17 protein-coding genes and 3 tRNA genes are annotated in these 18,611 nt (G+C 71.8%); 10 read left to right on the top strand and 10 right to left on the bottom strand.

Annotated features, from left to right (window positions below):
* Nucleotides 1-12 precede the first annotated feature (12 nt).
* Nucleotides 13-1,479 (top strand): acyl-CoA synthetase, encoded by a 1,467-nt coding sequence (locus tag ACFY7C_RS11560; protein WP_389647447.1) that lies wholly within the window; start codon nucleotides 13-15, stop codon nucleotides 1,477-1,479.
* Complete coding sequence (locus ACFY7C_RS11555; protein ID WP_389647444.1) at nucleotides 1,472-2,977, top strand: carboxyl transferase domain-containing protein; 1,506 nt, start codon at nucleotides 1,472-1,474, stop codon at nucleotides 2,975-2,977. Before ACFY7C_RS11560 ends, ACFY7C_RS11555 begins: the two co-directional genes overlap by 8 nt.
* An 81-nt stretch (nucleotides 2,978-3,058) precedes the next feature.
* On the opposite strand, the gene ACFY7C_RS11550 is transcribed toward ACFY7C_RS11555, so the two are convergent.
* The 3 genes from ACFY7C_RS11550 to ACFY7C_RS11540 form a co-directional block, all read right to left on the bottom strand.
* On the bottom strand, nucleotides 3,059-3,232 hold the full coding sequence (locus ACFY7C_RS11550; protein ID WP_389647441.1) for a hypothetical protein: 174 nt from the start codon (nucleotides 3,230-3,232) through the stop codon (nucleotides 3,059-3,061).
* 236 nt (nucleotides 3,233-3,468) lie between these two features.
* Nucleotides 3,469-4,731: an MFS transporter gene (locus tag ACFY7C_RS11545; protein WP_389647438.1), complete on the bottom strand. Its 1,263-nt coding sequence runs from the start codon at nucleotides 4,729-4,731 to the stop codon at nucleotides 3,469-3,471.
* Nucleotides 4,728-5,234 carry a GNAT family N-acetyltransferase gene (locus ACFY7C_RS11540; protein ID WP_389647435.1) on the bottom strand — a complete coding sequence of 169 codons (507 nt, stop codon included), beginning with the start codon at nucleotides 5,232-5,234 and terminating at the stop codon, nucleotides 4,728-4,730. Before ACFY7C_RS11540 ends, ACFY7C_RS11545 begins: the two co-directional genes overlap by 4 nt.
* A gap of 197 nt (nucleotides 5,235-5,431) precedes the next feature.
* Here ACFY7C_RS11540 and ACFY7C_RS11535 point away from each other — a divergent pair, with 197 nt between their 5' ends.
* On the top strand, nucleotides 5,432-6,553 hold the full coding sequence (locus tag ACFY7C_RS11535) for a nucleotide disphospho-sugar-binding domain-containing protein (protein ID WP_389647432.1): 1,122 nt from the start codon (nucleotides 5,432-5,434) through the stop codon (nucleotides 6,551-6,553).
* A gap of 120 nt (nucleotides 6,554-6,673) precedes the next feature.
* Here the strand turns inward: ACFY7C_RS11535 and ACFY7C_RS11530 are convergent, their stop codons facing one another.
* Nucleotides 6,674-7,153, bottom strand: coding sequence for a MarR family winged helix-turn-helix transcriptional regulator (locus tag ACFY7C_RS11530; protein WP_389647429.1), 480 nt, complete (start codon nucleotides 7,151-7,153; stop codon nucleotides 6,674-6,676).
* Between the two features lie 135 nt (nucleotides 7,154-7,288).
* Here ACFY7C_RS11530 and ACFY7C_RS11525 point away from each other — a divergent pair, with 135 nt between their 5' ends.
* The gene (locus tag ACFY7C_RS11525) at nucleotides 7,289-7,705 is read left to right on the top strand and encodes an organic hydroperoxide resistance protein (RefSeq protein ID WP_356693403.1); all 417 of its coding nucleotides are present in this window, start codon (nucleotides 7,289-7,291) and stop codon (nucleotides 7,703-7,705) included.
* A gap of 289 nt (nucleotides 7,706-7,994) precedes the next feature.
* Complete coding sequence (locus tag ACFY7C_RS11520; RefSeq protein ID WP_389647426.1) at nucleotides 7,995-10,049, top strand: phosphocholine-specific phospholipase C; 2,055 nt, start codon at nucleotides 7,995-7,997, stop codon at nucleotides 10,047-10,049.
* A gap of 60 nt (nucleotides 10,050-10,109) precedes the next feature.
* Here the strand turns inward: ACFY7C_RS11520 and ACFY7C_RS11515 are convergent, their stop codons facing one another.
* Both ACFY7C_RS11515 and ACFY7C_RS11510 read right to left on the bottom strand, forming a co-directional pair.
* Entirely contained in the window at nucleotides 10,110-10,322 is a 213-nt protein-coding gene (locus ACFY7C_RS11515; protein ID WP_389647423.1) for a hypothetical protein, read from the bottom strand.
* Nucleotides 10,323-10,329: 7 nt separating this feature from the next.
* Nucleotides 10,330-10,794, bottom strand: coding sequence for a hypothetical protein (locus tag ACFY7C_RS11510; protein WP_389647421.1), 465 nt, complete (start codon nucleotides 10,792-10,794; stop codon nucleotides 10,330-10,332).
* A 174-nt stretch (nucleotides 10,795-10,968) separates the two neighbouring features.
* On the opposite strand from ACFY7C_RS11510, the gene ACFY7C_RS11505 reads away from it, so the two are divergent.
* On the top strand, nucleotides 10,969-11,319 hold the full coding sequence (locus tag ACFY7C_RS11505) for a hypothetical protein (RefSeq protein ID WP_389647418.1): 351 nt from the start codon (nucleotides 10,969-10,971) through the stop codon (nucleotides 11,317-11,319).
* A gap of 30 nt (nucleotides 11,320-11,349) precedes the next feature.
* Here ACFY7C_RS11505 and ACFY7C_RS11500 read toward each other — a convergent pair whose 3' ends face one another.
* The 4 genes from ACFY7C_RS11500 to ACFY7C_RS11485 all read right to left on the bottom strand — a co-directional run bounded on the left by ACFY7C_RS11500 (nucleotide 11,350) and on the right by ACFY7C_RS11485 (nucleotide 12,858).
* On the bottom strand, nucleotides 11,350-12,204 hold the full coding sequence (locus ACFY7C_RS11500) for an ETEC_3214 domain-containing protein (RefSeq protein ID WP_389647415.1): 855 nt from the start codon (nucleotides 12,202-12,204) through the stop codon (nucleotides 11,350-11,352).
* Nucleotides 12,205-12,464: 260 nt separating this feature from the next.
* Nucleotides 12,465-12,541 (bottom strand) — tRNA-Ile (locus tag ACFY7C_RS11495).
* A gap of 163 nt (nucleotides 12,542-12,704) precedes the next feature.
* Nucleotides 12,705-12,780, bottom strand: a tRNA-Asn gene (locus ACFY7C_RS11490).
* A gap of 5 nt (nucleotides 12,781-12,785) precedes the next feature.
* Nucleotides 12,786-12,858 (bottom strand) — tRNA-Asn (locus tag ACFY7C_RS11485).
* 135 nt (nucleotides 12,859-12,993) lie between these two features.
* Between ACFY7C_RS11485 and ACFY7C_RS11480 the strand changes: the two genes are divergently transcribed.
* The 4 genes from ACFY7C_RS11480 (at nucleotide 12,994) to ACFY7C_RS11465 (ending at nucleotide 18,610) form a co-directional block, all read left to right on the top strand.
* Nucleotides 12,994-13,278, top strand: a complete 285-nt coding sequence (locus tag ACFY7C_RS11480) for a YtxH domain-containing protein (protein WP_389647412.1) — start codon at nucleotides 12,994-12,996, stop codon at nucleotides 13,276-13,278.
* A 69-nt stretch (nucleotides 13,279-13,347) separates the two neighbouring features.
* Nucleotides 13,348-14,787, top strand: coding sequence for an FGGY family carbohydrate kinase (locus tag ACFY7C_RS11475; protein WP_389647409.1), 1,440 nt, complete (start codon nucleotides 13,348-13,350; stop codon nucleotides 14,785-14,787).
* 164 nt (nucleotides 14,788-14,951) lie between these two features.
* On the top strand, nucleotides 14,952-16,685 hold the full coding sequence (locus ACFY7C_RS11470) for an ABC transporter ATP-binding protein (RefSeq protein WP_389647406.1): 1,734 nt from the start codon (nucleotides 14,952-14,954) through the stop codon (nucleotides 16,683-16,685).
* The gene (locus tag ACFY7C_RS11465) at nucleotides 16,685-18,610 is read left to right on the top strand and encodes an ABC transporter ATP-binding protein (RefSeq protein WP_389647403.1); all 1,926 of its coding nucleotides are present in this window, start codon (nucleotides 16,685-16,687) and stop codon (nucleotides 18,608-18,610) included. The genes ACFY7C_RS11470 and ACFY7C_RS11465 overlap by 1 nt, the downstream gene beginning before the upstream one ends.
* Nucleotide 18,611: the final 1 nt, after the last annotated feature.

Raw genomic sequence — 18,611 nt, 5'->3', positions numbered from 1 at the left:
CAGAATGCCCCCATGAGCGCCCTCTTCCCGGCCCTGGCGGCCGGCTCGGACCGGCCGGCCCTGCGTTTCGGCGCGGACACACTGACGTACGGGGAGCTGGCGCGGGCCGCCGGAGCCCTGGCGGTACGGATCGCGGGCGCGGCTCGCGTCGCGGTGTGGGCCACGCCCACGGCGGAGACGGCGGTCGCGGTGGTGGCCGCGCTGCTCGCCGGCGTGCCGGCAATACCGCTCAACCCGCGGACCGGCGAGCGCGAGCTGGCGCACATCGTCGGCGACAGCACGCCGGGCGCGGTGCTCGCGGGCGCCGGGGACGCACTGCCGACCGGGCTCGCCGGGCTGCCCCGGATCGACGTGGACGTCAGGGCGTCCGGCCCTCTCGCGCAGGAGCCGGCGGACCCCGAGGCCGCCGCCCTGGTCGTCTACACCTCCGGCACCACCGGCCCGCCCAAGGGCGTCGTCCTCTCCCGGCGCGCGATCGCCGCCTCCCTGGACGCCCTCGCGGACGCCTGGTCGTGGACGGACGAGGACGTCCTCGTCCACGGACTGCCGCTGTTCCACGTGCACGGTCTCGTCCTGGGCGTCCTCGGCCCGCTGCGGCGCGGCGGCGAGCTGCGGCACCTGGGGTCCTTCTCGGTGGAGGGCGTGGCGAAGGAGCTCGGGTCCGGGGAGGGGACCGGGTCCGGCGGCGGGACGGTGCTGTTCGGGGTGCCGACGATGTACCACCGGCTCGCGGAGGCGCTCCCCCACGACCCGGCGCTCGTCCGGGCGCTGGCGGGTGCGCGGCTGCTGGTCTCGGGAAGCGCGGCGCTGCCGGTGCACGACCACGAGCGGATCACGGCGGCGACGGGGCGGACGGTCATCGAGCGGTACGGGATGACGGAGACGCTCATGAACACCTCCGTGCCCGGCGGTTCGGGCCCGCGCCCCGGTTCGGTGGGGCTGCCGCTGCGGGGCGTCGAACTGCGGCTGGTGGAGGAGGACGGCACCGTGCTCGGCCCGGCGGCGTACGACGGCGAGACGGTCGGCGAGATCCAGGTGAAGGGGCCGAACCTGTTCACCGCGTACCTCGACCGCCCCGACGCGACGGCGGCGGCCTTCACCGACGACGGCTGGTTCCGCACCGGGGACATGGCCGTGCGCGAGGCCGACGGCTATGTCCGGATCGTCGGCCGCAAGGCGACGGACCTCATCAAGAGCGGCGGCTACAAGATAGGCGCGGGTGAGATAGAGAACGCGCTGCTCGACCATCCCGGCGTCCGGGAGGCGGCGGTCACGGGCGAGCCGGACCCGGACCTGGGCGAGCGGATCGTGGCGTGGGTGGTCCCGGCGGACCCCGCGGACCCGCCCGCGCCCGGGACCCTCGCCGACCACGTGACCGCGCTGCTGGCCCCCCACAAGCGCCCGCGGGAGGTCCGCTACCTGGAGGCGCTGCCCCGCAACGACATGGGCAAGATCCTGAAGAAGGCCCTCCATGCCTGACCGTCTCTCCGCCCGCGAGGCGATCGCGCTGGTGACGGACGACTTCGTACCGGCGGCGCATGCGGCGTGCCTGTCGCACCCGGCTCCCGTGACCGCGGCGCCCGCCGGGGCCGCGCCGACCGGGGCCGCGTCAGCCGGGGCCGCGCCGAGCGCGGGCGCGGCGCACGCCGGGGACGGGCCCATCGGCTGGTCCGGTTACGCGGACTCCCGCGCCCGCGCCGCCGAGCGGACCGGCGAGGACGAGTCCGTGCTCCACGGCAGGGCGACGATCGGCGGACGGCCCTGTGTCCTGGTGGCGTTCGAGTTCGGCTTCCTCGGCGGCTCGCTCGGCCGGGCCGCCGGTGACCGGCTCGTCGCCGCGTACCGTACGGCCGTCGAGCACCGCCTCCCGCTGGTCTCGCTCGTCGCGACGGGCGGCAGCCGCATGCAGGAGGGCATGATCGCCCTCACCCAGCTCCAGCGCGTCGCCGCCGAGACCGTCCGCCTCCGGGCCGCGGGCCTCGCCCATGTCGCCGTCCTGCGCGACCCCACCACCGGCGGCGGCTGGGCCACCGTGGGCGCGGGCGCCGACGTCGTCCTGGCCCTCCCCGCCGCCCAGGTCGCCTTCGCCGGCTCCCGGGTCCGCCCGCCGGACGCCGACCCCGCCGCGTACACGGCGGAAAGCCAGTACGCGCACGGGCACGTGGACGCGATCGTCCCGCCGGACCGCCTCCGGGAGACGCTGGCACTGTGGCTGAGGCTGCTCTCCCCGGCGCCGACCGCCTCACCGGTGACGGCCGCCTCACCGGTGACGGCCGCCTCGCCGACGGCCACCGAACCGGAGTCCGCTCCTTCCCGGCCCGCTCCCCCGCCGCACGCCCTCGGTGAGCTCGCGCCGGCCGACAGCGGCTGGGACGCCGTCCGCCGGGCGCGGGCGGCGGGGCGGCCCCGGGCCGCGGCGTATCTGGACGCCTACTTCGAGGTGCGGGCGGCCATCCGCGGCGACCGGGCCGGTGGTGTCGACCCGGGCGTCGAGTGCGGCTTCGGCGTCCACGACGGCAGGGTCGTGGCGTACGCGGCGCAAGGCGGCGGGGCGACCCGGCCCGCGGGCTTCAGGACCGCGGCCCGGCTGGTGCGGCTCGCGGACCGGCTGGGGGTGCCGGTGCTCACCCTGATCGACACACCGGGCGCCGCCAACGACGCCGAGGCGGAGCGGGCCGGCGCCGGCCCGGCCATCGCGGAGGCGTTCACGGCGATCGCCGAGGCCCGCACGCCCGTCACCTCCCTCCTCATCGGAGAGGGCGGCTCCGGCGGCGCGCTCGCCCTGGCCGCGCCGGACCGCACCTGGACCACACCGGACGGCTACTTCTCGGTCATCGCCCCCGAGCTCGCCGCCGCCATCCTCAAGCGCCCGCGGGACCGGGTCCCGGACACGGCCGACCAGCTGCGGCTGCGCCCCGAGGACCTGCTGGAGCTCGGCGTCGTCCGCGGCATCGTCGGAGAGGGAAGCGAGCGGTAAGGGTCCGGTGCCGGTCCCGGGCCCGGACAGGGGGAAGCCCCCTCGGAGTGAGGGGGCTTCCGGCCGTTGCACGGGGAAGGCTCAGGCGTCGCCCTGGCACAGGCTGAAGTCGCCGCAGACGACGACCGTGTGGTCGACGACGACCACGTCGGGTCCCTCGAGGAACTCGGCGCCGCCGTTGTGGGCGAGGGCCGTCCCGGAGCCCACGAGGACAGCGGCTGCGGCCAGGGTGACCGTGGCGATGAGCTTACGCATGAAAACCTCCTGACGAGCGGGGTTGCTCAGGTCGGAGCCTGACCCGGGCACGGGACAGCGGCAAGTGCCCGCGCGGTGGCCGGGGTCCGGGATGACCCGTATGGGCGGCGCATCGGCGCTTCACGCCCACCGCACGGATGACCTCCCGCGTGACCGAACCGGCGGGGCCTCGTTGTCGGCCGGTCGGGTGCGGCAGGGCGGGGCCGGGTCCGTCCCCCGCCCCACCGCCGTCGGGTTCACGCGGTGGGGTTGCGGGCGTCGTACCGCCGGAAGCCCTTGCCGTAGAGGGCGAGCAGGCCGATCGCGAGGACGCAGGCGAGCCCGCCCCCGGTGATGGCCACGGTCGGGGAGGTGAGGTCGGCGACCGAGCCCGCGAGGAAGTCGCCGAGCCTGGGGCCGCCGGCGACGACCACGATGAAGACGCCCTGGAGCCGGCCGCGCATCTCGTCCGGGGCCGCGACCTGCATCATCGTGTTGCGGAAGATCATCGAGACGGTGTCGGAGTAGCCGGCGACCGCGAGCAGCAGCAGCCCGAGCCAGAGGTTGCGGGTGAGCCCGAAGACGGCGATCGCGGTGCCCCAGGAGGCGACGGCGAGGAGGATCGCCTGCCCGTGGTGGCGGATCCGGCCCTGCCACCCGGAGAGCACGCCGCCGAGCAGCGCGCCGAACGCCGGTGCGGCGACGAGGAGCCCGGCGGTGCGGGCGTCGCCGCCGTACCAGAGGACGGCGACGGCCGGGAACAGCGCCCGGGGGTGGGCGAGGATCATCGCGCAGAAGTCGGAGAAGAACGTCATCCGCAGATTGGGGCGGGTGGTGAGGAAGCGCAGTCCGTCGAGGACGGAGGCGCGCTTGCCGCCGGTGCGGTCGGGCAGCATCGACGGCAGGCGCCACATCGCGTAGAGGGAGGCCGAGAAGGCGACGGCGTCGATGAGGTACGCGGTCTGATAGCCGGCCAGGCCGACGATGAGGCCGCCGAGGCTGGGCCCGACGAGGGTGCCGAAGGTCGTGGTCATCGAGTTGAGCGCGTTGGCGGCGTGCAACTGCTCGGCGGGCAGCAGCCGGGGGATCATCGCACTGCGGGCGGGCGCGTTGAGCGCGGCGCAGACCGCCTGGAGGGAGACGATCCCGTAGAGGAACCAGACCCGGTGGAAGCCGACGAGCGCGGCGGTGGCGAGGGCGGCGGAGAGCACGGCGAGGCCGGTGGCGCTGACCAGGCCGAGCTTGCGGCGGTCGACGGTGTCGGCGATGGCGCCGCCGTAGAGGCCGAAGACGACGAGCGGGACGAGGGTGAAGAGCCCGACGAGGCCGACGGAGAACGGCGAGCGGGTGATGTCGTAGACCTGGAGGGAGATGGCGAGGGTGGTCATGCCCTGGCCGACCCAGGTGACGGTGTTGCCGAACCAGAGGCGCCGGTAGTCGGCCGAGCTACGGAGCGGGGTGAGGTCGGCGAAGAGCTTCCGCCTCGGAGTGGCGGCGGGAGCGGGGGCCGGGGCGCTCACGCGGCGTCGGCCGGCGTGCCGGCGGTGAGGTCGTGGCGCAAGTCGTGGCTCGGGTCGTGGCGCAGGTCGTAGTGCAGCTCGGGGCGTTCCCAGTGGATCCGTCCGGTGGGCGGGACGGTGCCGGTGCGGCGGGCGCCGGTCCGCAGGTAGAACTCCTCGGCGGGCGGGTGGGCGACGACGCGTATGGACTCCAGTCCGGCGGCGCGGCCCTGGTCGATCATGTGCTCGACGAGCATCCGGCCGATCCCCAGGCCCTGGGCCTCGTCGGCGACGAAGGCGAGGTCGAGCTCGGCCTCGTCGAGGAGGAGGGCGTAGAAGCCGAGGACCCGGCCGTCGGCGCCGACGGCGACGTAGACGGGGTGGTGCTCGATGTACGAGCCGCCCACCTGGTACCCGGCGACCATGGAGGCGTACGCGCCGGCGTAGGCGGAGGACGTCCGCACGAGCCGGGTGAGCCGCTTGGAGTCGTCGGCGGTGGCGCGCCGAAGGGTGATGTCGGGCATGGTCCGAGTATAGGAGTGCTTCACGGTCTGGCTCCTTACAATTTTCGATGCGTGAGCTCCTGTTCGTCGCGTCCACCCCTCGCGTCCGATTATCGATCCCCCCTGGAACACGCGGCGGCCTCGCGAGGGTTCGCCTGACGAGCGGGGCGATCCGGCACGACTCGTCCTCGCCCGGCAGACGACGGCAAGGAGAAACCGTGCGCGTACTCTTCACCGGACCGGCCGCGGCCGGCCACCTCTTCCCGATGATCCCGACCGCCCAGGCGCTGCGCGCCGCCGGCCACGAGGTGCTGTTCGCGAGCTCGCGGCCGCTGGACCGACTCCGCGAGGCCGGTTTCCCGATCGTCGAGGTCGGGGACGGACGCGACATCCGGGAGGTGTTCCGGCAGGCCACCGGCGAGGAGGCACGCTATGTGGCGCCGGAGCTGACCTCGGACCAGATCCTCGACCGGGCGGCCCGCGCCTTCGCGCTGGTCTCCCGCCCGACGGTCGACGACCTGCTGGAGACCGCCGACGGCTGGGGCGCCGACCTGCTGGTCCACGACTCCTTCCAGGCCGCCGCCCCGCTGGTCGCGGCCAAGCTCAAGATCCCGTCGGTGATCCAGAACTTCGGCGTCACCTCGGGCCTCGACATGGTCCGCCGGCTCGCGGGCCACTTCGCGGAGGCCTACGAGACGTACGGCGTGGCCGGTCCGGCCGAGGCCACGGCCCTGGACATCATCCCGGCCTCGCTCGGCGGCGACCGGGACAGCCTGCGGATGCGCTACCTCCCGTACAACGGCGGCGGCACCGTCACCGCCGAGCTGCTCCGCCGCGGCGCCCGGCCGCGGGTCGTCGTCACCCTGGGCACCGTGCTCACCGAGATGGACGGCGTCGGCGCCATCGTCCGCCTGATGGAGGCCGCCGCGGCGGTGGACGCCGAGTTCCTGCTCGCCGTCGGCGACGCCGACCTCACCCCGTTGGGCACCCTTCCGGACAATGTCCGCCCGCTGCCCTGGGTGCCGCTCGCCGAGCTGCTGACGGCCTCCGACGCGCTGATCCACCACGGCGGCTCCGGCACGATGCTCACCGCGCTGGGGGCCGGACTGCCCCAGCTGCTGCTTCCGCAGGGGGCCGACCACTTCATCAACGCCGACGCCCTCACCGCGACCGGCGCCGCCCTGCGCTCCACCGCCGACGAGGTCGACGCCCCGCTCCTCACCCGCCTCCTGACCGACCGGGCCCTGGGCGAGGCCGCCGCCCGCCTGCGGGCGGAGAACGCGGCCCTGCCCTCCCCGGCGGAGACGGTCCCGGCCCTGGAGGCCCTGGTCGCGTCCTAGCGGGTGCGCGGCCACCGGTGGCGGCAGAGCGGCGCCCATCACCCGAGGGCGGGTTCCGGCCACTTTCCGTCACCGGGCTGCGTCAGAGGGCGTCGTCACCGGGCGGCGCCAGGGGGGTCGTCACCCGACGACGCACCGGGCGACGTCGTCCGGGTCGACGGCGTCGAGCCGGGCGGCAAGCGCGTTCAACCGGTCGCGCAGCTCGACGATCTCCTCCAGGTCGAGGCCGGTCGCGGCGGCGATCCCGCGCGGCACCCCGAGGGCCTTCTCACGGAGGGCGGCGCCTTCGCCGGTGACCCGCACGGTGACGGACCGCTCGTCCTCGGCGCTGCGCCGGCGCTCGACGTAACCGACCGCCTCAAGGCGCTTGAGCAGCGGAGACAGGGTTCCGGAGTCGAGCCGGAGCCGCTCACCGATGCCCTTGACGGGCAGCTCGCCGTGCTCCCAGAGGACCAGCATCACCAGGTACTGCGGGTAGGTGAGGCCGAGCTCCTTGAGCGCGCCCCGGTAGACGCCGTTGAAGGCGCGCGTGGCGGCGTGCAGGGAGAAGCAGATCTGGCTGTCGAGCCGGAGGAAGTCCTCTTCGGTGGGTCCGTCCATGGCTCCAGGGTACGGGAGAGGTGCATCACACGCCATTAAGTTGTGCACAACTCAATTGCGCGCTACAAATGAAGGGCAGCACAGGACAGCGCAGGCAGCACCCCGGACGAACGACGGACAGGAACGGAAGAACCCATGGACGCGATCTACACCGCAGTCGCCACCGCCAACGGCCGCGAGGGCCGCGCCGTCAGCTCCGACGGCCACATCGACCTCCCCCTCGCCCACCCCGCGGCCCTCGGCGGCAACGGCCAGGGCACGAACCCCGAGCAGCTCTTCGCCGCCGGCTACGCCGCCTGCTTCGCCAGCGCCATGGGCGTGGTGGCCCGCCAGGAGAAGATCGACATCTCGGACGCGTCCATCACCGCCGAGGTCTCCATCGGCAAGGACCCGGCCGACGGCGGCTTCGGCCTCGCGGTCGTCATGCGCGCCGAGTTCCCCGACCACCTGCAGGGCGAGGCGGGCGCCGCGCTCCTGGAGAAGACCCACGCCTTCTGCCCGTACTCGAAGGCGACCCGCGGCAACATCAAGGTCGAGCTCGTCGTCGAGTAGTCGCCGAGCACTCGTCGGGTAGTCGCCGAGCAGCCCTCGACAGCTGTCGAGTGGTTTTCTGTTCATCCGTGCACGCCCCCGGTGGAGTTCATCCACCGGGGGCGTTCGCTTGTGAGTTTTCACGTTCGGGCACGGGGGATTCGTCTGCCGTACGACGGGCAGTCATGGGACGGCCGCCGGGCGGTGGTTCAGGGGCGCTCTTCTTGGGGCGCCCGTCAGCCGGTCGCCCGGCTGCCGTACCGCACCCGCACCCCACCGTCCGTACTCTCGCCCGGAGGACCACTCCCCCATGGCCGAACTCAATCGCCGCCGCTTCCTTCAACTGGCAGGCGGCACCGCCGCCTTCACGATGCTGTCCGACAGCATCGCCCGCGCCGCCGCCATCCCGGCGCAGGGCTCGACGGGCACGATCCAGGACATCGAGCACATCGTGGTCCTGATGCAGGAGAATCGTTCCTTCGACCACTATTTCGGGGCGATGAAGGGCGTACGCGGCTTCGGCGACCCGCGCCCGGTCACGCTTCCCAGCGGCAAGACGGTCTGGCACCAGTCCGACGGCAGGAGCGACACCCTGCCCTTCCGGCCGAGCAGCGACGAGCTCGGCATGGAGTTCCTCCAGGGCCTCAACCACGACTGGGCGGGCGGCCAGAAGGCGTACAACAAGGGCCGGTACGACCAGTGGGTGCCCGCCAAGACCAAGGCCACCATGGCCTACCTCACCCGCGAGGACATCCCCTTCCACTACGCGCTCGCCGACGCCTTCACCATCTGCGACGCGTACCACTGCTCGTTCATCGGCTCGACCGACCCCAACCGCTACTACATGTGGACCGGCCACACCGGCAACGACGGCACCGGCGGCGGCCCCGTCCTCAACAACGCCGAGGCGGGGTACGGCTGGACCACCTACCCCGAGCGCCTGGAGGCGGCCGGCATCTCCTGGAAGGTCTACCAGGACATAGGCGACGGCCTCGACGCCGCCGGCCACTGGGGCTGGATCAACGACGCCTACCGCGGCAACTACGGCGACAACTCGCTGCTGTACTTCAACACCTACCGAAACGCCCAGCCCGGCAACCCGCTCTACGACAAGGCCCGCACGGGCACGAACGCCAAGGCGGGCGAGGGCTTCTTCGACAAGCTCCGCGCCGACGTCCAGGCGGGCACCCTCCCCCAGGTCTCCTACATCGCCGCGCCCGAGGCCTTCTCGGAGCACTCCAACTGGCCCTCGAACTACGGCGCCTGGTACATCGCGCAGGCGCTGGACGCGCTGACCTCCAACCCGGACGTGTGGGCCCGTACCGCCCTGTTCATCACGTACGACGAGAACGACGGCTTCTTCGACCACGTGGTCCCGCCGTACGTCCCGGCCTCCTCGGCGCAGGGCCTCTCGACCGTCCCCACCGCGCTGGACTACTTCCCCGGCAAGACGGGTTACGTCGCCGGCCCGTACGGCCTCGGGCCGCGCGTCCCCATGATCGTCGTATCGCCCTGGTCGAAGGGCGGTTACACCTGCTCCGAGACGTTCGACCACACGTCGATCATCCGCTTCATGGAGCGCCGCTTCGGCGTCCGCGAGCCGCAGATCTCCCCCTGGCGCCGGGCCGTGTGCGGTGACCTGACCTCGGCCTTCGACTTCACGCGTACGGACACCCAGGCGGCCGCCCTGCCCCCGACCGACGGCTACTACCCGCCGGACCGCGAACGCCACCCCGACTTCCTGGCCACCGCCCCGGCCGTCGGCACCATGCCCCGCCAGGAACGGGGCTCCAAGCCCACCCGGCCGCTGAAGTACGCGCCGTACGTCGACGGCGCGGCGGACGTGACGGCGGGCACCTACCGCCTCACCTTCAGCGGCGGCCCGTCGGCGGGCGCCCAGTTCTACGTGACGTCCGCGAACCGCACGGACGCCCCCTGGACGTACACGACCGACGCGGGCAAGTCCCTCTCCGACACCTGGAACACCAAGTACTCCAAGGGCCTCACCGACCTCACGGTCCACGGCCCCAACGGCTTCCTCCGCCGCTTCCGCTCCCCCGGCAAGACGGCGGTCCCGGAGGTCCAGGCCCGCCACGACGCCACCACCGGCAACCTGACCCTGACCTTCACCAACCCGGGCAGCTCCACGACGGTGACCCTCACCAACACCTACGCCGGCACCCCCCAGACCCTCTCCGTCCCCAAGGGCGCCACGGTCACCCACACCGTCAACCTCTCCACCTCCGCCCGCTGGTACGACGTCACCATCACGACCCCGTCCTCCCCCGACTACCTCCGCCGCCTGGCCGGCCACGTCGAAACCGGCGCACCGGGCGTGACGGACCCGGGCATCCTGACGTACTGACCCACCGACGGCCCGGCGCCGAACAGGCGCCGGGCCCGTCCGCTCCACTCACTCAGCCACTCAGCCACTCAGCCACTTCTGCACGGCCCACCGCGCCCCGACGCCGACGGCGAGCGAGACGATGATCGCCCCCCAGTCGATGACATGCGGAAGCCCGGGAAAGAAGGCGAAGAAGGCGATCGAGACAACGAAGCCCCCGGCGAACCCGGCGATCCCGTTCCTCCGCCGCCGCCCCACGGCGGCCTCGTCCTGCCCCTGTTCGCTGTCGATCATGAACGACTCACTTCGTGATGTGATGGCACTGACTGACCCGACGCACCCCGTTGACGTAGAGGTGCGCACACGCCTTGCCATAACGAGGCAGGGTCTGCGGGGAGTTGTTCCGCATGGGATCGATCTTGCACTCCGAGTGCGTCTTGCCCCGCGACGTCCGGTACGTCTTGTTGTTGGTGTCGGCGTACGTGAAGTCGATCCGCCAGTTGCAGAACCCGCTGCCCAGCGCCGCGACGAAGCCACAGTCCACGCCGGCGTTCTGGTAGGTGATCTTCTTGCCCTCACCCCGGACGACGTGCGTGAACATGCACCCGGTCGGCACCTTCATCGTCACCCCGCCGACGCTGTACTCGAAGGTGCGCACCGGGGTCGTACCGACCGCGGACGCCTGAGCCGGCGAGGAGCCGGTCATGGCGACGGCCGTGGCCACGGAGAGTGCGGCGAGAAGTCGGGACGCGTACGAGATGACCATACGAAGGTCCTTCCAACGGAGTGGCTTTGACCACCGAAGAACCCCACCTCCGCGATCACGGTTCTGACCGGCCGGAGCATTTCATTACAGAGAGTGATCAACATTCGGTATGCTGACCGGCTTTTGAGTACGGGCACTCATGTGCCGCCGCCTCCCACGGGGTTGGCTGGGCCCATGCCGATGAACGATGCCGACGCGCGCGCCACCGGGGCGTGGATCGCCCCTCTCGTCTCCACTCTCGTGACCGTGCCCCTGGGCCTTGTGGCGCTCTTCTTCGCCGGGCTGTCGCCGATGGCCTGCGACTCCTGCAACGAGGCGGAGGCCGACCGATTCGACGCGAGCTTCGCCGTGGCCTTTCCCGTCTTCGTGACGGGGCTCCTCGTGTCCCTCGCCCTGCTGATCATCAGCTGGGCCCTCCCCTGGCGCGTCCGCCACTCCGCCCGCCGCGTGGGCTTCGCCTTCGCCGCGCCGCTGGCCATCGTGCTCGCGGGGATGGTCTTCGCCGGCCTCCTCGACACGCCGTGAGGAAAGGGCGGCCGCGCGTCGGGGGGCGGCCTACCGGACGACGAGCCGGTCCACGCCGATCTGCCGAGGGTAGTAGGTGAGCATGTCCTCGCCGAACGCCGTCTCCGCGTAGGTGTTGACGATCGACTCGGCCGCGATGGCCCGCGCTTTCGTGTCCAAGCGCTCGGCGATGTAGGTGTGGGCCGGGGGATCCTCGGCTTCCCGGGCACCCCAGAACCAGTTCTGCCAGGACTTCAGCGGGTCGTGGCCGGGGCTCGTCGAGCGCCATTCGGGGCAGACGTCGTTGAGCCCCCAGGCGGCCTGGCGATATCCGCTCGGGGCCGCGCCTCCGTACACCTGGAACACCAGGCTGGGCGCGCTCGCGGTGCTGCCGAGGAAGATCTTCAACGCCTCGTCGCGCTGCACCTCGGCCGACAGGACGTCCGACAGGACGTTCCGGTTCAGGACAACCTTGAGCCCTGGCTCGCCGCCGAAGCGGAACTCGGGGCGGAAGGCGGGGTCGCAGCTCGTCACGGCGTAGGTCACGGCGGCGTTGCTCTTGTTCGAGATCACCTCGACCCAGTACTCCTCCCTGGGCCGGTACACGTTCCGCACGAACGGGCCACCGGTCGCCAGGGGCGTACGGAAGGCCGGAGGGCCCAGCTCCTTCTGGAACTTCTCCAATGTGTAGCCCGCCCGCAGCTCCCTGAGCTTGCGGTACTCCACAGCCCGCCAGTCCGTCTGTGTCTCGCGCAGGACGGCGACAGCCGTGACGAGGGTGCTGACCGCCGTGATGAGGTTGGACAGGAAGAAGACGGCGGCCAGCACGATGTTCCGTTTGACGAAGACCCCGAAGCGTTCACCCGCGCCGCCCTCGCCGGCGGGCGTTTCCGCGTCCTCCTCCATAGCCACTCCATGAACACGTCAACCCGCCCGGTCCTCCCCGCGCGCCCAGGGGGAGCTTTCACGCTAGGAGGGCGCGCGGCATCCCGCGCTCCCCGTGGTCCGGGAGAGCTACTGGCGCGAGGCCGGGCAGGGCTCATGGCCCGTGCCCATTCGAGTGATTCACGGCGTGTCGCTGCCGTGACAGAGGTCACTCGGAGGGCACCGTGGAACGCGAAAGCCCGCGGCCCGGGGAGGGAAAACCTTCCTGCGGGCGCGGGCAGTGGTGGGGCGGGTGGGACTCGAACCCACGGCCGACGGATTATGAGTCCGCTGCTCTAACCGGCTGAGCTACCGCCCCGAACACCACGGCGCGTACAAGTGTGCGCGCCGTCTGCCGCAGCATAGCCGCTCATACGATCTCCTGCTCCGGATGGTCGGCCATGCTCGATCCAGAAGACTCCCGGGCGGGGCCCGTGGTTCCCGGGGAAACGAAAAAGGACCCCGAAGGGTCCTCTTCCGCTTGGCTCCCCCGGCTGGACTCGAACCAGCAACCCTCCGGTTAACAGCCGAATGCTCTGCCAATTGAGCTACAGGGGATCGCGCTCCCCCGACTGGACTCGAACCAGTAACCTGCCGGTTAACAGCCGGCTGCTCTGCCAATTGAGCTACAGGGGATTGCTGCGGTTGCACCGAACGGTCCACCTCGGGCCTTCCCGGGCGGCGCTCGCTCGCTGCGACACATACATTAGCGCAAGCAGGGGGGTGCTCCGCCAATCGGTATCCCCAGGGGCTCCAGGGAAGGATCACAGCGTGCGGTACAAGCTGGTCTTCGTCGCCGGACTGGGCCTCGGTTTCGTCATCGGGACGCGAGCCGGGCGTGAGGTGTACGAGCGGATGAAGACGTCCGCCAAGCAGGTCGCAGACAATCCCGCCGTGCGCAACGCGGCCGAGTCCGCCGCGCAGACCGGGCGGCAGGCGGCCGGGAAGGCGATGCACGTGGTCGGTGACCAGGCGCAGCGGATCAAGTCCCGGCGCCATCACAACGGGCAGGTCGCCTCCTACGAGGAGGAGAACTGGGGCCCCACCAACACCTGACCGCGCGGGACCGGGGTCACATCCGCGCCTGACCTCGCCGGCCCCCGAAGTACGGCAGAATCATGTGCCATGGGGATAGTCGCCGGCCTGGACAGCTCTTCGGACTCCACGCGCATCGTCGTCTGTGACACGGACACGGGTGCCGTACTGCGGCAGGGGCATGCCCCGCACCCCGTGGATCCCAAGGCCACCGACGTCGACCCGCAGGCCTGGCTGCTCTCCCTCGGGGAGGCCGCCACCGGCGGGCTGCTCGAAGGGGTGCAGGCGATCGGTGTCTCCGCGCAGCAGCACGGGCTCGTGCCGCTCGACGCGCAGGGCGGCCTGGTGCGGCCCGCGCTCGTCGGCAACGACAAGCGGGCCCAGGTCGCCGCCGCCGATCTCGTCGAGGCGTTCGGCGGGCGGCAGGCCTGGGCCGACGCCGTCGGCACCGTGCCGCAGTCCGGGCTGCCCGTCGCCAAGCTGCGCTGGCTCGCCCGCAGCGAGCCCGAGCACGCCCAGCGGGTCGCCATGGTCCTCCAGCCGCACGACTGGCTGGTCTGGCAGCTCCTCGGCCGGCCCGCACGCCGCACCACCGACCGCGGCGCCGCCTCCGCCACCGGCTACTGGTCCGCGCGGAGCGGGTCCTACCGCCCCGATCTGGTGGAACTGGCCCTCGGCCACCAGGCCGTGCTGCCCGAGGTCCTCGGCCCCGCCGAGGCCGCCGGCACCACCCCGGAAGGGCTGCTGATCTCCGCCGGCACGGGCGAGACGATGGCGGCCGCCCTCGGGCTCGGGCTCGGCACCGGTGACGCGGTGGTCTCCCTCGGCGCCTCCGGATCCGTGATGGCCGTCCACCACGAGACCCCGGCCGACCCGAACGGCATGATCACCGCCTTCGCCGACGCCGCCGGCATGCACCTGCCGGTCGTGCACACCTCCAATGCCGTACGGGCGCTGCGCGGGACCGCGGAGATGCTCGGCCTCGACGGACTCGAGGAGCTCTCCGACCTCGCCCTCAAGTCCACGCCCGGCGCCTCCGGGCTCGTCCTGCTGCCCTACCTGGAGGGCGAGCGGACCCCCCAGCTCCCGCACACCGCCGGCACCCTCGCCGGGCTGCGCCGCGAGTCGATGAAGCCGGAGCACCTCGCCCGGGCGTCCTTCGAGGGCATGCTCTGCTCGCTCGCCGACGCCATGGACGTGCTGCGCGGGCGGGGCGTCGAGGTGCGCCGGGTCTTCCTCCTCGGCGCGGCCGCCGGGCTGCCCGCCGTCCAGGCCATGGCACCGATGCTGTTCGGCGCCCAGGTCGTCGTACCCCAGCCGGCCGACTACGCGGCGCTCGGCGCCGCCCGGCAGGCCGCCTGGGCGCTCGGGGTGTCCCAGGGCACGCTCTCCCCGTCCGCTCCCCCGGCCTGGCAGGGCGCCGCGGCCCAGGTCTTCGAGCCGGGAGAGGAGCTGGCCGTCGGCCAGGCCGTGCGGCAGCAGTACACCGCCACCCGGGAGCAGATCCACCCCGGGGCGTTCAGCTCCTGATCCGCCTGGGTGCGCCCTCTGACCTCCCGGGGGCGTCCCCCACCTCCCGGGGCGTTCAGCTCCCGAGGGCCCCGGGGCCCGGTTCGTAAAGTCTTCGCCAGGGCTCGTCAGCGCGCCACAAAACGAGTCGTAACGTCTCGGGAGTGCGGGCGATAGTAGAACCCGTGCTCATAAGACTCCTCCGAACCTTCCTCCGCCCGTACGGAAAACCCATCGGCCTGCTGGTGCTGCTGCAGCTGCTGCAGACCAGCGCCACCCTCTACCTGCCGACCCTGAACGCCGACATCATCGACAACGGTGTCGTGAACGGGGACACCGGCTACATCCTGCGGTTCGGCGCGCTGATGATCGGCGTGTCCGTGCTCCAGGTCGCCTGCAACATCGGGGCGGTGTTCTACGGGGCGCGGACCGCGGCCGCGCTCGGGCGGGACGTCCGGGCGGCCGTCTTCGAGCGGGTGCAGTCGTTCTCCGCCCGGGAGGTCGGGCACTTCGGCGCGCCGTCGCTGATCACCCGGACGACCAACGACGTGCAGCAGATCCAGATGCTGGTCCTGATGGCCTTCACCCTGATGGTCTCCGCGCCGATCATGTGTGTCGGCGGCATCGTCATGGCGCTCGGCCTGGACGTGCCGCTGTCGGCGGTGCTGATCGCGGTGGTGCCGGTGCTCGGCATCGCCGTCTCGCTGATCGTGCGGCGGATGCGGCCGCTGTTCCGGACCATGCAGGAGCGCCTCGACACGGTGAACCGGGTGCTGCGCGAGCAGATCACCGGCAACCGGGTCATCCGTGCCTTCGTCCGGGACGACTACGAGCGCGAGCGGTTCAAGGGGTCCAACGCCGAGCTGACGGACGTGTCGATGGCCACCGGCCGGCTGATGGCGCTGATGTTCCCGACCGTGATGACGGTCGTGAACGTGTCGTCGATCGCCGTCGTGTGGTTCGGCGCGCACCGCATCGACAGCGGTGGGATGGAGATCGGCGCGCTGACCGCCTTCCTCGCCTATCTGATGCAGATCGTGATGGCCGTGATGATGGCCACCTTCATGTTCATGATGGTGCCGCGGGCCGAGGTGTGCGCCGAGCGGGTCCAGGAGGTCCTGGCGACCGACTCCAGCGTGGTGCCGCCGGCCGAGCCGGTGCGCGATCTCGGCCGACGGGGGCATCTGGAGGTCAGGAGCGCGGACTTCCGGTACCCGGGCGCGGAGGAGTCGGTCCTCAAGGACGTCGAGCTGGTCGCCCGGCCGGGCGAGACCACCGCGATCATCGGCTCGACCGGCAGCGGCAAGTCGACGCTGCTCGGCCTTGTGCCCCGGCTGTTCGACGTGACGGACGGAGAGGTCCTGGTCGACGGCGTCGACGTACGGAGGCTCGATCCCGCGCTGATGGCGCGGACGGTCGGGCTCGTCCCGCAGAAGCCGTATCTCTTCTCGGGGACGGTCGCGACCAACCTGCGGTACGGCAAGCCGGACGCCACCGACGAGGAGCTGTGGCACGCCCTGGAGGTGGCCCAGGCCAGGGACTTCGTCACGAAGCTGGAGGGCGGTCTGAACGCCCCGATCGCGCAGGGCGGCACCAATGTCTCCGGCGGTCAGCGGCAGCGTCTCGCGATCGCCCGGACGCTGGTGCAGCGGCCGGAGATCTATCTCTTCGACGACTCCTTCTCCGCCCTCGACTACGAGACGGACGCGGCTCTGCGGGCCGCGCTCGCCGCGGAGACGGCCGACTCGACGGTGGTCATCGTCGCCCAGCGGGTGTCGACCATCCGGGACGCCGACCGGATCGTGGTCCTCGACGAGGGCCGGGTCGTGGGGACCGGACGGCACCACGAGCTGATGGCGGAGAACGAGACGTACCGGGAGATCGTGCTCTCCCAGCTGACCGAGGCGGAGGCAGCCTGATGGCCGGACCACGTATGCCCATGGCCGGGGGCGGCCCGGGCGAGCGGTCGATGGACTTCAAGGGCTCCGGCAAGCGGCTGCTGAGGCAGCTGGCGCCGGAGCGGAAGACCCTGTGGGTGATGCTGGTCGCCGGCGTGCTGTCGGTGGCGGCCTCGGTGATCGGGCCGAAGATCCTCGGCCGGGCGACCGACCTGGTCTTCGCGGGCGTGGTCGGGCGGCGGATGCCCGAGGGCACCACGAAGGAGCAGGCGCTGGCGGCGCTGCGCGCCGAGGGCGACGGCGGGATGGCGGACATGCTGTCCGGGGTGGACTTCACCCCCGGGCGGGGCATCGACTTCACGGCGGTCGGCGAGGTCCTGGGCCTGGTGCTCGCGGTCTACGTGCTGGCGGGGCTGCTGATGCTGGTCTCCACCCGCATGTCGATCAAGGTGATCAACCGGACGGTCTACCGGATGCGCGAGGACGTCCAGGCGAAGCTGGCGCGGCTCCCCCTGTCGTACTTCGACAAGGCCAAGCGCGGCGAGGTGCTGTCCCGGGCGACCAACGACATCGACAACATCTCGCAGACCCTCCAGCAGTCGATGGGGCAGCTGATCAACTCGCTGCTCACCATCGTCGGCGTGCTCGCGATGATGTTCTGGATCTCGCCGCTGCTGGCGCTGGTGGCGCTGGTGACGGTGCCGCTGTCGGTGGTCGTGGCGACCAGGATCGGCAAGCGCTCGCAGCCGCACTTCGTACAGCAGTGGAAGTCCACGGGCCGGCTCAACGCCCATGTGGAGGAGATGTACACCGGGCACGCGCTGGTGAAGGTGTTCGGGCGGCAGGAGGAGTCCGCCAAGGACTTCCACGAGCAGAACGAGGCGCTGTACGAGGCCGGGTTCAAGGCCCAGTTCAACAGCGGCGTGATGCAGCCGGTGATGTTCTTCGTCTCGAACATCAACTACGTCCTGGTGGCCGTGGTCGGTGGTCTGCGGGTGGCGAGCGGCAGTCTGTCGATCGGTGACGTGCAGGCGTTCATCCAGTACTCGCGGCAGTTCTCGATGCCGCTGACGCAGGTCGCGTCGATGGCGAACCTGGTGCAGTCGGGCGTGGCGTCCGCCGAGCGGATCTTCGAGCTGCTCGACGCGGAGGAGCAGGAGCCGGACGCGCCGGTGAGCGAGAAGCCGCGGGAGCTGAAGGGGCGGGTCGGGCTGGAGGGGGTGTCCTTCCGTTACGAGGCGGACAAGCCGTTGATCGAGGACCTGTCGCTGGCGGTGGAGCCGGGACAGACGGTCGCGATCGTCGGCCCGACCGGGGCGGGCAAGACCACCCTGGTCAACCTGCTGATGCGGTTCTACGAGGTGACCGGGGGCCGGATCACCCTCGACGGGGTCGACATCGCGAACATGTCCCGCGCGGACCTGCGCTCCGGGATCGGCATGGTCCTGCAGGACACCTGGCTGTTCGGCGGCACCATCGCCGACAACATCGCCTACGGCGCCACCCGCGAGGTCACCCGCGCCGAAATCGAACAGGCCGCCAGGGCCGCCCACGCCGACCGCTTCATCCGCACCCTCCCCGACGGCTACGACACCCTCCTCGACGACGAGGGGTCGGGCGTGAGTACGGGTGAGAAGCAGCTGATCACCATCGCGCGGGCGTTCCTCTCCGACCCGGTGATCCTGGTGCTCGACGAGGCGACCAGCTCGGTCGACACCCGCACCGAGGTGCTCATCCAGAAGGCGATGGCCCGCCTCGCCCACGGCCGCACGAGCTTCGTCATCGCCCACCGGCTCTCCACCATCCGCGACGCCGACGTCATCCTCGTGATGGAGAACGGCTCCATCGTCGAACAGGGCACGCATGAGGAGCTGTTGGCGTCCGGCGGGGCCTACGCCCGGCTGTACGCGGCGCAGTTCGCGCAGGCGGTGGTCGAGGTCGACTGAC

Origin of the sequence: Streptomyces sp. NPDC012769 (assembly GCF_042901205.1) — a bacterium.
Classification (GTDB): Bacteria; Actinomycetota; Actinomycetes; order Streptomycetales; family Streptomycetaceae; genus Streptomyces.
The sequence above is the reverse complement of the archived record's forward strand: the minus strand, read 5'-3'. Positions and strand labels throughout refer to the sequence as shown.